Here is a 13,838-nt window from a genome sequence, read left to right on the forward strand (position 1 = left end):
GGTGGGGGCCTTCCTCGGGTGCCGGGACGGACCCGGCGTCGATCAGCGTGCCGGGCTGTCGGCGATCGTGAACAGGTCGATGAGGCCGGTGACCTCGAGCGGCCGGGTGACGGCACGCGTGGTGGCGATCAGCTGCAGGGCGACCTCACGGCTACGGGCCGACTTCTGGGTCTCGACGAGCACGGCGAGGCCGGCGGAGCCCAGGAACTGGACGCCGGAGAGGTCGATCACGAGCTCACGCGGCTGCGCCTCGAGCTGGCTGTCCAGCGTGGAACGGAGCACGGGGGCAGTGAAGGTGTCCACCTCCCCGACGACCGTGACCGTGACCGTGCCGTCCTCGTCGGTGGAGGTCGAGAGCGTGATCACGTCGTCGAAGGGGGCCTCGGTGCCTTCGGTCGACACGTCGGGCTGCCCCTCGGCGGGCAGGTCGGAAGTGGTCACGGACTGTTGCTCCTCTCGGCGGCACCCGGACGGCGGACCGCCCGGACAATCTACCGCTGGGCGGTCCGGGGACTCGACGTCCCCGTCCCACCGGTGTCGAACACGGTGTGTGCCGGACCACCGGTCCGGCACGGGCGGCTTGCTGCTGAACCGCTGACCCAACGTAGACAACCGACCGCGCGCGCGCCAACCCACCCCCCGGGAGACACCCGTGGGGGTGTCTCCGGAGGGTGGGTCGGCGGAGATGCGGCGGTGTGGGATCAGCCCCCGGTGATGTGGACGGCCCCCTCCTCGGGCCCCTCTCCACCCACCGGGACGTCGGCGGTGGCCTCGACGTCGTCGGCCGTGCGGTTGGTCCCCGAGTCGGTGTCCGGGCTGGTGGAGGTGTCCTGCTCCAGCTGGGCTTCGGCCCGGTTCGGGTCCTCGGCGGGCCGGACGTCCGGCGAGTCGTCGGAGATCTCCCGGTCGAGCCGGCCGGAGAGGGACTCGCCCTCGGACTGCTCGAACGCCGTGGTGCCGAAGTCGGCGCTGGCGCCGGCCCGTTCGCCGGGCAGCGGCGCGAACTGGGGGTCCTCCTTCCACGCCTGCGTGGGGGAGTCGTCCTGGGCCACCTCGGGGATGCCGTCGTCCGCCGGGAAGATGTCGCGCGCGGTCTGGCCCTCGGGCTGGGTCATGCGGTGCCTCCGTCTCTGCGCGGCGTGCGCGCGTCGTTCTCGTGGCGTCCGTCGCCGGGCGCCGGAGCCGGTTCCGGGACCGGCGTCGGACCACCGCCCTACCCGGGCCGTGCGCCGCCATGCGCCGGTGTGCATCGGCCCACTCCCCGACGGGCGCCGCATGGCCGGCCCGCGGCGGGGTAGCCGGGAGGGCATGGCGATCGCAGACGAGGTCCAGCGGGTCGGGGCTCCGCTCTTCCGGTGGGCGCGGGTCCAGAAGCGCGAGTACACCAACGGGGAGGCGCGCCCGCTGGGCGGCTCCCTGGGCGCGATGGGGGTGTACTCGAGCCTGGTGGCGGCCGGTGCGGTGGCGGTGCGCGCGTCCGGCCGTCAGCTGCCCGAGCGGATCCCGCTGGGCGACGCCGCACTGCTCACCATCGCGACCTTCCGGCTCGCCCGCCGGCTGGCCAAGGACCCGGTGACCGCGCCGATCCGGGCGCCGTTCACCGCCTTCCAGGGCGCTTCGGGTCCCGCGGAGATCGAGGAGGAGGTGCGGGAGCACGGCGGGGTGAAACATGCCGTCGGTGAGCTGCTCACCTGCCCGTTCTGCCTGGCACAGTGGGTGGGGACGGCGTTCGTCTTCGGTTACGTCTCCGCCCCGCGGGCGACCCGCCTCGCAGCCCTCACCATGACCACCGTCGCCGGCTCCGACGTCCTGCAGTTCGTCTACGACTCGATCCAGAACGGCGCGCTGGCCCCCGCGCAGGGCCAGGGGGACGAGCAGTCCTGATCCTCCGGCCGGCGCGCCCCCCGTCCTCCGGAGGAGGGATCGGGCGCGCCGTTCGGAGTGCCGCAGGCGCCGGTCCGGACCTATCCTGCGATCTTGACCCGGGAGCGCCCGGGGCACCGGGTGCGTGGGAGGAGCGGCATGCGTTCGATCTGGCGCGGCGCCGTGTCGTTCGGCCTGGTCAGCATCGGGGTGAAGCTGTACTCGGCCACCGAGGACCACGACATCCGGTTCCACCAGGTGCACGCCGCCGACGGCGGCCGGGTGAAGTACAAGCGGGTCTGCTCGATCGACGGCGAAGAAGTCGAGTACGGCGACATCGCCAAGGGGTACGAGCTGCCCGACGGCCAGCTGGTCATCCTCACCGACGCGGACTTCGAGGAGTTGCCGCTCTCCTCCCGGCGGGAGATCGAGGTGCTGGAGTTCGTCGACCAGGACCAGATCGACCCGATCCACTTCGAGAAGACGTACTACCTGGAGCCCGACGGCCCGGCCACCCGCCCCTACGTGCTGCTGCGCGACGCGCTGGAGAACGCCGGCCAGGTGGCCATCACCAAGATCGCCATCCGTCAGCGGGAATCCCTGGCCGCGCTGCGCGTCCGGGAGGGCGTGCTGGTCCTGCACACGATGCGGTGGCCCGACGAGATCCGGCGTCCGGACTTCGCCTTCCTGGACGAGGACGTCGCCGTCCGGCCGCAGGAGCTGCAGATGGCCGAGGCGCTGATCTCCTCGATGTCCGGCGACTTCGACCCCGGTGAGTTCACCGACGACTACCGCGAGGCGATGGCCGCCCTGCTCGAGGCGAAGGCGACCGGCGGCGATGTCCAGCCGGTGCCCGAGGTCGCCGACAGCGGCGCCGCCGTCGTGGACCTGATGAGCGCGCTGCGCCGCAGCGTGGAGCGCGCCCGCGGCGGCGAGGAGGAGCCCGCCGCGCCGGTGAAGAAGGCGGCTCCGGTGAAGAAGGCCGCGCCCGCCAGGAAGGCGGCGGCGAAGAAGGCGGCACCGGCCGCGGACGACGAGGCCCCGGCGACGAAGCGCAGCACAGCGAAGAAGGCTCCGGCGGCGAAGAAGACCGCGGCTCCGGCGGAGAAGGCCGCCGGTGGCAAGCCGCCGGCCAAGCGGACCCGCCGCAGCGCCTGACGTGACCGCCCCCGATCCGGGCGAGCTCCCGCTGCCGATGCTCGCGGTCGCGGGGGAGCTGCCGTCGGCCGACGACGCCGCCTGGGGTTACGAGTTCAAGTGGGACGGCGTCCGCGCCGTCGCCGCCGTGCGCGACGGCCGGCTGGAGCTGCGGTCCCGCAAGGGCGGGAACATCACCGTCCGCTATCCCGAGCTCGCCGCGCTGCCCGCGGGAGTCGACGGCCCCAGCGCCGTGGTCGACGGCGAGATCGTCGCGATGGACGAGGCGGGCCGGCCCGACTTCGGCGCGCTGCAGAACCGCATGCACCGGACGGGGCCGGAGGTCGTCCGGCTCGCGGTCGCCCGCCCGGTCACCTACCTCGTCTTCGACCTTCTCGCGCACGACGGCCAGGACCTCACCGGCCTGCCCTACGCCGAGCGCCGGTCCCTCCTGGACGAGCTGACGCCCGGCGGGCACCGCTGGGTGACCACTCCGTGGTTCCGCGGCGGGGGCGAGCGGGTGCACGCCGCCAGCCGGGCGAACGAACTCGAGGGCGTCGTCGCCAAGCGGCTGGACTCGCCCTACCGGCCGGGCGCGCGCAGCCCCGACTGGCGGAAGGTCAAGAACGTCCGCGCGCAGTCGGTCGTCGTCGGCGGATGGCGCCCCGGTGCCGGCCGGCGGGCGGGCACGATCGGCTCCCTGCTGTTCGGGGTGCACGACGACGCCGGCCGCCTGGTCTACGCCGGGCACGTGGGCACCGGCTTCACCGACCGGGCGCTGCGCGATCTGCAGGGCAGCCTCGCCCCCCGGCGCACCAGCCCGTTCGCCGGTGCGCTGCCGCGGGAGGTCACCCGGGACGCGCGCTGGGTGGAGCCGGAGCTCGTCGGGGAGGTGGCGTTCACCGGCTGGACGGCGGAAGGCCGGCTGCGCCACCCGTCGTGGCGCGGCCTGCGCGAGGACGTCGACGTCGCCGACGTGGTGGTGGAGCCGTGAGACAACGGGTACGGGTCGACGGGCGGCAGCTGGAGGTCTCGAACCTCGACAAGGTGCTGTTCCCGGAGGTGTCGTTCACCAAGGCCCAGGTGATCGACTACTACGTGCGGATCGCGCCGGCCCTCCTGCCGCACCTCTCGGGCCGGCCGGTGACCTTCACCCGGTGGCCCGACGGGGTGGAGGGGCAGGCGTTCTTCGAGAAGAACAGCGCCCGGCACGCGCCCGACTGGGTCCGCAAGGTCACGGTGCCCAGCCCCGGCAGCTCCAAGGGCCGGGAGACTCTGGAGATGGTCATCCTCGAGACGGTGGCGGACCTGGCCTGGGCGGCGAACCTCGCGGCGCTGGAGCTGCACGTGCCGCAGTGGCAGGTGGGCAGCAAGCTGCAGCCGGCCCTGCCGGACCTGCTGGTGCTGGACCTCGATCCGGGCCCGGGCACCGGCATCACCGAGTGCTGCCACCTCGCCGAGCGGTTGCGCGTCCGGCTGGTCGACGACGGGCTGGACCCGGTGGTCAAGACGTCGGGGTCCAAGGGGATGCAGGTGTACGCCCCCATCCGCGTGAGCGACCGCGACCACCCCAGCCGGTACGCCAAGAAGCTGGCCCAGAAGCTCACCGCGGAGACTCCGGACCTGGTCGTCTGGCGGATGGAGAAGGCGCTGCGACCAGGCAAGGTCCTGGTCGACTGGAGCCAGAACAACACGGCCAAGACCACGGTGGCGCCCTACTCGCTGCGTGCCCGGCCCGATGCCACCGTCTCCACCCCGATCGGCTGGGACGAGGTCGACGCGGTCCGCGACGGCGCGGACCCGGGCGCGCTGCGCTTCCGCACCGCGGAGGTGCTGGACCGGGTGGAGGAGTGGGGCGACCTGTTCGACATCGCCGACCGGCGCAGGGCCCGGCTGCCACAGGTCTGAGGACCGCCCCGGCGCCGGTGAGATCATCTCCGGTATGGCTCTTGCGCAGGACGACCGCTTCACCGACGTCGGGCGGCTGGTCGTCCGATGTCCGGACCGGCCCGGGATCGTCGCCGTCCTCAGCGGTCTGATGGCCGACGTCGGCGCGAACATCACCGACTCCCAGCAGCACTCCTCGGACCCCAGCGGGGGGACGTTCACCCTGCGGCTGGAGTTCGTGCTCGCGGGGCTGGCCGAGCGGCGGGCCGAGCTGGAGCGGCGGCTGGCCGGGCTGGCGGGGGAGTGGCGGCTGACCTGGCGTCTGGTCGACGCCAGTCACCGGCCGACGATCGCCGTGTTCGTGAGCCGCACCGACCACGTCCTGCAGGAACTCGTCTACCGGGTGCGCGCCGGCGACCTCCGTGCCGACATCGTTGCCGTCATCTCCAACCACCCCGACCTCGAGCCGGTCGCGGCGGCGGCGGGCATCCCGTTCCACCAGGTGCCGGTGGCGCCGGACACGAAGGCCGCGGCCGAGACTCGCGCGCTGGAGATCGTCGGCGATGCCGACCTGGTCGTGCTCGCGCGGTACATGCAGATCGTGTCCCCGGAGTTCTGCGCGCGGTTCCCCGAGCGGCTGATCAACATCCACCACAGCTTCCTGCCGGCGTTCGTGGGCGCGAACCCCTACCGGGCGGCGCACGACCGCGGGGTGAAGCTGATCGGGGCCACCGCGCACTACGTGACCGCGGAACTCGACGCCGGGCCGATCATCGAGCAGGAGGTGGCGCGCGTGGACCACCGCGCCACGGTGGAGGACATGCGCCGGGTGGGCCGGTACGTGGAGCGGCAGGTGCTCGCCCAGGCGGTCACCTGGCACGTGGAGGACCGGGTGATCGTCGAAGGCGACCGCACGATCGTCTTCGCCTGAAGGGCCGCGACGATGGCGGGATGGGCGGCGGTGACGGAGGCCACCGGCGCGAATCTTTGAATTGACCAGATCAAAACAACGGGGTTGAGTGGTCCCCGATGGAGACGACCTGGCCGCAGCAGTTGCGGGATGCCGGGCTGCGGGTGACGCGGCCTCGCCTGTCCGTGCTCAGCGTGCTGGCCGGCCACCCGCACGCGGACGCCGAGACGATCGTGACGGGAGCTCGGCAGCTGCACCCGTCGCTGTCGCCCCAGGCCGTCTACGGGGTGCTCAAGGCGTTCGTCGCCGCGGGGCTCGCCCGCCGCATCGAGCCGGCCGGCGCGCCGGCGTTGTTCGAGCTGCGGGTGGACGACAACCACCACCACCTGGTCTGCCGCTCGTGTGGCGCGGTCGCCGACGTGGACTGCACCCTGGGTGCAGCCCCCTGTCTGACCCCGTCCGACGCGGCCGGCTTCGTCGTCGACGAGGCCGAGGTCGTCTTCTGGGGTCTCTGCCGGATCTGCCGGGCAGACACCTCAGCTCAGTCAGCGCAGATCCACGAGCACGACATCCGAGGAGGAGCAGGAGCATGACCGACGTCGCATCGCAGGGCACCGCGCCCAGCCAGGCCGGCAAGCCGGTCCTGACCAACCGTCAGGGCCACCCGGTCTACGACAACCAGAACCAGCGCACCGTGGGCGCCCGGGGCCCAGCCACGCTGGAGAACTACCAGTTCCTCGAGAAGATCAGCCACTTCGACCGGGAGCGCATCCCGGAGCGCGTCGTGCACGCCCGCGGGGTCACCGCCTACGGCTACTTCGAGGCCGACGGCACCGTCGGTGACGAGCCGATCAGCAACTACACCCGCGCCAAGCTGTTCCAGGAGAAGGGCAAGCGCACCGACGTCGCGCTGCGGTTCTCCACCGTGGCCGGTGGCCGCGACTCCTCCGAGATGGCCCGCGACCCGCGTGGCTTCGCGGTGAAGTTCTACACCGAGGACGGCAACTGGGACCTCGTCGGCAACAACCTGGGTGTCTTCTTCATCCGGGACGCCATCAAGTTCCCCGACTTCATCCACTCGCAGAAGCCCGACCCGGTCACCTTCGAGGCCAACGTCGCCGAGCGCGCGTTCGACTTCTTCAGCCAGGCCCCCGAGGCCCTGCACATGGTCTCGCTCGTCTTCAGCCCCCGCGGCCTGCCGGCGACCTACCGGCACATGCAGGGCTTCGGCGTGAACACCTACAAGTGGGTGAACGCCCAGGGCGAGGCCGTCCTGGTCAAGTACCACTGGCTGCCCCGGCAGGGTGTCAAGTCCCTGACCGCCGCCGACGGCGCGGCGATCCAGGCGCAGAGCACCGGGTCCCACACCAAGGACCTCTACGACTCGATCGCCGCCGGTGACTTCCCGTCCTGGGAGCTGCACGTCCAGCTGATGAGCGACGACGAGCACCCGGAGCTGGACTTCGATCCGCTCGACGACACCAAGGTGTGGCCGGAGGAGGTCTTCCCGCTCCGCAAGATCGGCACCATGACGCTGAACCGGATGCCGGAGGACTTCTTCTCCGAGAACGAGCAGATCGCCTTCGGTACCGGCGTGCTGGTCGACGGATTGGACTTCTCCGACGACAAGATGCTGGTCGGCCGGACCTTCTCCTACTCCGACACCCAGCGCTACCGGGTGGGCCCGAACTACCTGCAGCTGCCGGTCAACCGCCCCAAGGTGCAGGTGAACACCAACCAGCAGGGCGGCCCGATGTCCTACGGCCGCGACGTCGTGGGTGACAATCCGCACGTCAACTACGAGCCGTCGATCACCGGCGGCCTGCGCGAGGCCACCTACCCGACGCAGGACGAGCAGGGTCCGGTCATCACCGGCCGGCTCACCCGCAAGCGGATCCCGCGCACCAACGATTACAAGCAGGCCGGCGAGCGCTACCTGCTGTCGGAGCAGTGGGAGAGGGACGACCTGGTGAGCAACCTGGTCGGGGCGCTGCAGCAGTGCCGCCGCGAGATCCAGGAGCGGATGGTCTGGCACTTCTTCCTGTGCGAGGACGAGTGGGGCCAGCGCGTCGGCGACGCCCTCGGCATCACCGCGGACGACGTCCGCGGCCTGCCGCCGCTGCAGAGCCAGACCCTGTCCGAGGAGGAGCAGCAGCGCGCCGCCAACCTCGGCAAGAACGGCCGGCGCGACGTCACGGGCCTCGTCATGACGCACTGCGTGCCGAACGAGCACGTCACCGTCGCCTGACAGCCGCGGGAGCATCGCAGGGAGCGCCGGCGACCGAGGAGCGGATCGCGGCGCGGAAGGCGATGGATGACGCCGTCGCCTGATCGATCGCACCACCAGCACGGCAACGGGCCGCGACCGGGGTCTCCCGGTCGCGGCCCGCTCCTGTCATGGCTGCCCGTTCCCGCCCGGATGCCTGCGACGGCGGTCGACGGGGGCGCGTGACCGCCCCTGTGCGTATGGGGGCGGTCATGGGTGCGGTCGGAACGGGCACCTTGCTGGGAGACTCGGTCCGGGGCGCCCCGGTTCAGTCTCGAGGTCGCTTGTCCTGGTCGGCCAGGAAGCGCTCGAACTCCGCGCCGATCTCCTCGGCGCTGGGCACCTCGCCGGCGCTGCCCAGCAGGTCGGTGCCCTCACGGGCGGCGGTGAACGAGTCGTACTGCTGCTCCAGCGCCGCGACGACGGCCGCGTTCTCGTCCGACCGCCCGATCTGCTCGTCGATCTCGGTGCGGTTGGCCTCCGCGGCCTGCCGCAACGCCTCCGTGGGCAGGTGCAGGCCGGTCAGCCGCTCGAGGTGCTCGATCAGCGTCACCGACGCGGCGGGATAGGTGGCCTGGGCGAGGTAGTGCGGTACGTGCGCGGCGACCCCGAGGGCGTCCACCCCGGCCTGGCCCATGCGCAGCTCGAGCAGCGCCGAGACGCTGCCGGGGATGCGCATCTCGCCCCAGTACACCGGATACGGCTCGATCAGCTGGCGGCGTGTGGCGTGCGCGGTCACGGTGACGGGCCGGGTGTGCGGCACCGGCATCGGGATGGCCTGCAGGGCGACGACGGAGGTCACGCCGAGCCGCTCGACGAGCCCGCCCACGGCGGCGACGAACCGCTCCCAGGCGTAGTCCGGCTCGGCGCCGTGCAGCAGCAGGAACTGCTCGCCGGCGTCGTCCTCCACCGCGTGCAGCAGGATCTCCGGCGCGCTGAACGACTCGTACCGGTCGCTGGTGAAGGTCATGCGCGGCCGGCGGGCCCGGTAGTCGACGAGGCTGTCGGCGTCGAAGCGGGCGATCACCTCGTGCTGCAGCGCGGCGAGCAGGTGCGCGCCGGCCAGGGTGCCGGCGGAGGCGGCGTCGAAATCGCCGGCGAGGTCGTGCACCAGCACCAGCCCGCGGCGCTGCGACGGGTCGGCAACCGGCGACTCGCGGGCGAGGAAACGGTCGGCCGCGGGGAGCAGTTCGACCAGGTCCTCCGGTTGCTGGAGCACGGTCTGACCTCCTGAGGGTTCGTTCGACGCGATGAGCGACCACGCCTGCCGGTACAGCCCCGCTTGGGTTCGCGGCATTCCCTCCGGGCCCGTCGTCGCCCGGATGGGTCGCTCAGCGCGCCGACCCCTCCGGGCCGTCGCCCTCCGGCGGGCCCGTCGGCGCGGACGCCTTCTCGCGGATCAGATGAGCGCCGGTGGCGTCAGCGGTGATCTGCGCGCGCGTCCCGTCGGGTAAGACCTCCGGCGACTTCCCGTCGAGCTGGTCCCGCGCGTATCGGTAGGAGACGGCGATGAGCGCGGTCACCGGGACGGCGAGGAAGGCGCCGATGATGCCCGCGAGGCTGGCGCCCGCGGTGACGGCCAGGATGACCACGGCGGCGTGCAGGTTCAGCCCGCGGCCCTGGAGGATCGGCTGGAGGACGTTGCCCTCGATCTGCTGCACGAGGAGCACGATGCCCAGCACGATCAGCGCGGTCGTGAAGCCGCTGTCGACCAGTGCGATCAGCACCGCGAACCCGCCGGCGACGAAGGCGCCGATGATCGGGATGAACGCGCCGAAGAAGGTGAGCACGGCCAGTGGCAGGACCAGCGGCACACCGAGGATCCACAGGCCCAGGCCGATGAAGAAGGCGTCGGCGAACCCGACGATGGCCTGCTGGCGGATGAACTCGGAGAGCGTCGCCCACGTCTTGTAGGACAGCGCGGCCACGTGCGGTGCGGCGGGCGGGCCCGTCTGCGCGGCCAGCCACGGCACCCAGCGCGGCCCGTCCTTGAGGAAGAAGAAGGTCAGGAGGAGGGCGAGGACGAGGTTGATCAGTCCGGAGCCGATGGCCGCGGCGCCGGTGACGGCGTAGCTGGCGATGTTCTGCGCGTTGCCCTGGATCGAGTTGATCGCGTCGTCGACGGCGTCGCCGATCTGCTGCTCGCCCAGGTTGAACGGTGGGCCCGTCAGCCATGCCTGCAGCTGCTGCAGACCCGCGCTGACGCCTGCCCCGAGCTCCTCCACCTGCCCCACGACCGGCGGTGCGATCAGCGCGATGATGCCGCCGAACGTCGCGAGGAAGGCGATCAGCACGGTCGCCGCCGCCAGGGCACCCGGCCAGCCGTGCTTCCTGAGGAACCGGGTGGGCGGCCACAGCACGGTGGTGATGAGCAGCCCGAGGACGACGGGCAGCAGGACGACCCAGAGCTTGCCCAGGACGTACCCCAGGACGATCAGCCCGCCGACGATCAGCAGCAGCTCGGCAGAGGCGACGGCCAGCGACCGGCTCGCCCGTCGGAGGCGTCGCCCGCGCTCGTTGGTCGGGGCGGGCGCATGCGTCGCGGGCACGACGCCGGCCTCCGGCGTCGGCTGGTCGGGTTCGACATCGTGGGCGGTCTCGTCCGGTGGCGGCTCGGTGCGACCGGGCAAGCGGATCCTCATGTCCTGATCTCAGCACAGTCGCCCATGGGCGACCGGCCGAGAAACGATCGTCACACCTCCGTCGTAGCGTTCGGGGCATGCCGAAGATCGCCACCGCCGACCGGGCCGACCGGGATGCGCTCCTGGAGTTCCTCCGCCCGCGGCACCGGGCCGTGCTGCTCACCCGCCGCGGCGGTGGTGGCGTCCAGCTGTCCCCGGTGACGTGCGGGGTCGATGCCGAAGGGCGGGTGGTGGTCTCGACGTATCCGCAGCGGGCGAAGGCGGTCAACGCCCGGCGGGACGCCGCGGTGTCCCTGTGCGTCCTGTCCGACGAGTGGGACGGGCCCTGGGTTCAGCTCGACGGCGAAGCGGAGGTGCTCGACCTGCCCGACGCGCTCGAGCCACTGGTGGACTACTACCGCGCGATCAGCGGGGAGCACCCCGACTGGGCGGAGTACCGCACGGCGATGACGCGCCAGGGCAAGTCGCTGTTGCGGATCACCGTGACCGGATGGGGCCCGATCGCCACGGGCGGATTTCCGGCCGACATCGTTGACAAGCTCTGAACCTTGCCCAAGGTGAGGAAAGGTGAGAGGCTTGCGTAATGCCTTTCGTGCTGACCGTCGACCAGCGTGCGAGCCGGCGCGGTCCCGACCGGGTGGCCGACGTGCTGACGCAGCTGAACGGCGTCGTGGATGCGCTGCTGGCGTTCGAGCGGACCGCGGGTGACGAGTTCCAGGGTGTGCTCGGCGAGCCCGAGGTCGTCGTCGACGTCGCGATGCGGCTGGTCCGGCTGGGCGGCTGGAGCATCGGCATCGGCGCCGGGGCGGTCCAGACGCCGCTGCCGGGTAGCACGCGCGCCGGCACCGGGCCGGCGTTCCTCTGCGCCCGCCGGGCCGTCGACGCAGCGAAGCAGCGCCCCATGAGGCTCGCCGTCCGCGGCGCGGTGCCGCCCGATGCCGGCGACGCGCAGGCGGTGCTCAGCGCGCTGGCCGTGCTGGTGGGACGCCGCAGCCTCCAGGCGTGGGAGGCGATCGACCTGGTGGAGGACGGGCGCACCCAGGCCGAGGCCGCGGCCGAGCTCGGGATCTCCCGCCAGGCCGTGGGCCAGCGGCTGGCCGCGGCCTCCTGGGACCTGGAACGGGATCTACGGCCCACGGCAGTCCGGCTGCTCGGGCGGGCCGCCGGATGACCGTCGCCGTCCTCCTCCTGCTCGGCCTGGTGACCCTGACCGGTCTGGCTCTCGTCGTCCGCGGCGACCGCCCCGGACCGTCCGGCGCGAGCGCGATCGCGCTGGTCGGCGCACTGGCGGTGGCGGCGGGCTTCGCGTGGCCGGCCGAAGGCACGCCGGGGCCGGTGCAGGTCGGCGCGCTGCTCGCGGCGCTCGCCGCCGTGACCGGTGGCGGTCCGGTGGCGACGGCAGTGCTGCGCGCCGCCGACCCCGCAGCCGCAGGAGTGTCCGGCGGACCGCAGGACCCCGACATCCTCCGCGGCGGAGCCTGGATCGGGGTCCTGGAGCGCGGTGCGGTCGCCGGCACGCTGCTGGTCGGCTGGCCCGAGGGGCTGGCGGTCATCCTGGCCGTCAAGGGGCTGGGCCGGTTCTCCGAGCTCCGCGCCCCCGCCGCGGCCGAGCGCTTCATCGTCGGCACGCTGGCCAGCGCCCTGTGGGCAGCCGCGTGCGTGGGCGTCGCGGTGCTGCTGCGCGGCTGATCGGACGTCGAGCAGGATGGCCGCCGGGGCGGGGACGTGCCGCGCGAGCGGTGCATCGCCGTCCGCGTCGACGTCGCGAGTTCCCGGTGATGGCTCGGCTGGTGTCGCTCGCCCTACGCTGGGGCCGTGCTCGGGCAGCCTGCGACCGACGGCGACCGGCGGTTCCCGGCCGGATCGCCGCCCGCCGCTGTCCCATGGGCGCTGCAGATGACCGGGGTCAGCCGGATCCACGGCGGCCGCGCGGTGTGGGCAGCGCTCGATCTCTCCCTGGCCGCGGGGACCCTGACGGTGGTGACCGGCCCCAACGGGTCGGGCAAGAGCACGCTGCTGCGCATGGCGTCCGGGCTGCTGCGTCCGAGCAGCGGCAGCCGGGAGTGCGCCGGCCGAGCCCTGTACGTCCGCGGCGGGGGAGGCCTGCGCGGTGCGCAGACCGTCGTGGACGCCGTGGCGGCCACCGCCGGGCTGGCCGGCCGGCGGGGGGCCGCCGATGCCGCGGTGGACCTGCTCGGCATCCGGGCCCTCGCGCACCGCCGGGTCGGCACGCTGTCGGCCGGTGAGCGCGTCCGTGCCGCGATGGCCGCCGCGGTCGCCTGCCGTCCGGCGCTGCTCTGCCTGGACGAGCCCACGGCCGCACTCGACACCCGAGGCACGGAGGATCTCGCCGCGGTCCTCGATGCGCTGCGCGCCGACGGGCGGACGGTCCTGGTCGCCACCCACCAGCCGGGCGCTCTCCTGACCGCGGCGGACGCGCACCTGGAGATCGACGACGGACGAGTGGTGCTGCGGTGACGGAGCCGACCACCGGCGCTGCGACCGCGGCGGTGTTCCGCCGGGAGGTGGCCGTGGAGCTGGCCGGCCGCGAGGCGCTGGTCACCACGGCGCCGTTCGCATCCGCCTTCGTGGTGCTGGCCGGTCTGGCCTTCGGGCCCGGCCCGCAGCAACTGGCGGCCACGGCCGGTGGGACGGCGTGGCTGGCGGTGCTGGTCGCCACGGTGCCGTTGGCCCGCGCCGTGGCCGGCGCCGAGATGGCGGAGGACAGCTGGGACGCGCTGCGCGGGCTCGTCGCCCCCGGCCCGCTCTTCGCCGGCAAGCTGCTGGCGACCTGGGCGGCCCTGGCCCTGACCTGGGTGCTGTCCGCTGCTCTGGTCACCGTGCTGTTCGAGGTCCCGGTCCTGCCCGGGGCGCTGTACGGCGGGGCGGTGGGCACGCTGGCGCTCGCGGCAGCGACGACGACGTTCGGTGTGCTCGTGGCCTCCGGCGCCCGGCGAGGCGGGCTGCTGGCGGCCCTGATCCTGCCGGCGGGCCTCCCGGCCCTGCTCGCCGGCACCCAGCTGGCGACTCCCGGAGTTGCCGTGCTCCCCTGGGGCATCCTCATGACCCTGTACGCCGTGGCCGTGCTGACCGCCGCCTGGGCCGTGTTCCCCGTCCTGCTGGAGGAGTGATC

The 13,838-nt window shown here is 73.0% G+C and carries 16 protein-coding genes; 12 read left to right on the forward strand and 4 right to left on the reverse strand.

Going from position 1 to position 13,838, the window contains the following annotated elements; genetic code table 11:
* Positions 1-42: 42 nt before the first annotated feature.
* Both QOZ86_RS13695 and QOZ86_RS13700 read right to left on the reverse strand, forming a co-directional pair.
* Complete coding sequence (locus QOZ86_RS13695) at positions 43-441, reverse strand: STAS domain-containing protein (RefSeq protein ID WP_284492529.1); 399 nt, start codon at positions 439-441, stop codon at positions 43-45.
* Positions 442-701: 260 nt separating this feature from the next.
* The gene (locus QOZ86_RS13700; RefSeq protein ID WP_284492530.1) at positions 702-1,115 is read right to left on the reverse strand and encodes a hypothetical protein; all 414 of its coding nucleotides are present in this window, start codon (positions 1,113-1,115) and stop codon (positions 702-704) included.
* Between the two features lie 193 nt (positions 1,116-1,308).
* Here QOZ86_RS13700 and QOZ86_RS13705 point away from each other — a divergent pair, with 193 nt between their 5' ends.
* The 7 genes from QOZ86_RS13705 to QOZ86_RS13735 all read left to right on the forward strand — a co-directional run bounded on the left by QOZ86_RS13705 (position 1,309) and on the right by QOZ86_RS13735 (position 8,045).
* Positions 1,309-1,884 carry a DUF1360 domain-containing protein gene (locus QOZ86_RS13705; protein ID WP_284492531.1) on the forward strand — a complete coding sequence of 192 codons (576 nt, stop codon included), beginning with the start codon at positions 1,309-1,311 and terminating at the stop codon, positions 1,882-1,884.
* A gap of 138 nt (positions 1,885-2,022) precedes the next feature.
* The gene (ku, locus tag QOZ86_RS13710) at positions 2,023-3,021 is read left to right on the forward strand and encodes a non-homologous end joining protein Ku (protein ID WP_284492532.1); all 999 of its coding nucleotides are present in this window, start codon (positions 2,023-2,025) and stop codon (positions 3,019-3,021) included.
* A 1-nt stretch (position 3,022) separates the two neighbouring features.
* The gene (ligD, locus tag QOZ86_RS13715) at positions 3,023-3,994 is read left to right on the forward strand and encodes a non-homologous end-joining DNA ligase (RefSeq protein WP_284492533.1); all 972 of its coding nucleotides are present in this window, start codon (positions 3,023-3,025) and stop codon (positions 3,992-3,994) included.
* Positions 3,991-4,908 (forward strand): non-homologous end-joining DNA ligase, encoded by a 918-nt coding sequence (ligD, locus tag QOZ86_RS13720; RefSeq protein WP_284492534.1) that lies wholly within the window; start codon positions 3,991-3,993, stop codon positions 4,906-4,908. Before ligD (QOZ86_RS13715) ends, ligD (QOZ86_RS13720) begins: the two co-directional genes overlap by 4 nt.
* Positions 4,909-4,942: 34 nt before the next feature.
* Positions 4,943-5,818 (forward strand): formyltetrahydrofolate deformylase, encoded by an 876-nt coding sequence (gene purU / locus QOZ86_RS13725; protein WP_284492535.1) that lies wholly within the window; start codon positions 4,943-4,945, stop codon positions 5,816-5,818.
* 98 nt (positions 5,819-5,916) lie between these two features.
* A complete protein-coding gene (locus tag QOZ86_RS13730) occupies positions 5,917-6,390 on the forward strand; it encodes a Fur family transcriptional regulator (RefSeq protein ID WP_284492536.1) in 474 nt (157 codons plus the stop codon).
* Entirely contained in the window at positions 6,387-8,045 is a 1,659-nt protein-coding gene (locus tag QOZ86_RS13735; protein WP_284492537.1) for a catalase, read from the forward strand. The genes QOZ86_RS13730 and QOZ86_RS13735 overlap by 4 nt, the downstream gene beginning before the upstream one ends.
* A 286-nt stretch (positions 8,046-8,331) precedes the next feature.
* Here the strand turns inward: QOZ86_RS13735 and QOZ86_RS13740 are convergent, their stop codons facing one another.
* Together QOZ86_RS13740 and QOZ86_RS13745 are read right to left on the reverse strand one after the other, a co-directional pair.
* On the reverse strand, positions 8,332-9,282 hold the full coding sequence (locus QOZ86_RS13740; protein WP_284492538.1) for a proteasome assembly chaperone family protein: 951 nt from the start codon (positions 9,280-9,282) through the stop codon (positions 8,332-8,334).
* 112 nt (positions 9,283-9,394) lie between these two features.
* A complete protein-coding gene (locus tag QOZ86_RS13745) occupies positions 9,395-10,705 on the reverse strand; it encodes an AI-2E family transporter (RefSeq protein WP_284492539.1) in 1,311 nt (436 codons plus the stop codon).
* A gap of 77 nt (positions 10,706-10,782) precedes the next feature.
* Between QOZ86_RS13745 and QOZ86_RS13750 the strand changes: the two genes are divergently transcribed.
* The 5 genes from QOZ86_RS13750 (at position 10,783) to QOZ86_RS13770 (ending at position 13,836) form a co-directional block, all read left to right on the forward strand.
* Positions 10,783-11,250: a PPOX class F420-dependent oxidoreductase gene (locus tag QOZ86_RS13750; RefSeq protein WP_284492540.1), complete on the forward strand. Its 468-nt coding sequence runs from the start codon at positions 10,783-10,785 to the stop codon at positions 11,248-11,250.
* Positions 11,251-11,288: 38 nt separating this feature from the next.
* Positions 11,289-11,876, forward strand: a complete 588-nt coding sequence (locus tag QOZ86_RS13755) for a hypothetical protein (protein ID WP_284492541.1) — start codon at positions 11,289-11,291, stop codon at positions 11,874-11,876.
* Positions 11,873-12,394: a hypothetical protein gene (locus tag QOZ86_RS13760; RefSeq protein ID WP_284492542.1), complete on the forward strand. Its 522-nt coding sequence runs from the start codon at positions 11,873-11,875 to the stop codon at positions 12,392-12,394. The genes QOZ86_RS13755 and QOZ86_RS13760 overlap by 4 nt, the downstream gene beginning before the upstream one ends.
* A 126-nt stretch (positions 12,395-12,520) precedes the next feature.
* A complete protein-coding gene (locus QOZ86_RS13765; RefSeq protein WP_284492543.1) occupies positions 12,521-13,183 on the forward strand; it encodes an ABC transporter ATP-binding protein in 663 nt (220 codons plus the stop codon).
* The gene (locus QOZ86_RS13770) at positions 13,180-13,836 is read left to right on the forward strand and encodes a heme exporter protein CcmB (protein ID WP_284492544.1); all 657 of its coding nucleotides are present in this window, start codon (positions 13,180-13,182) and stop codon (positions 13,834-13,836) included. The genes QOZ86_RS13765 and QOZ86_RS13770 overlap by 4 nt, the downstream gene beginning before the upstream one ends.
* The last annotated feature ends 2 nt before the right edge of the window (positions 13,837-13,838 follow it).

The sequence above is a fragment of the Blastococcus capsensis genome (assembly GCF_030165005.1).
GTDB lineage: Bacteria > Actinomycetota > Actinomycetes > Mycobacteriales > Geodermatophilaceae > Blastococcus > Blastococcus capsensis.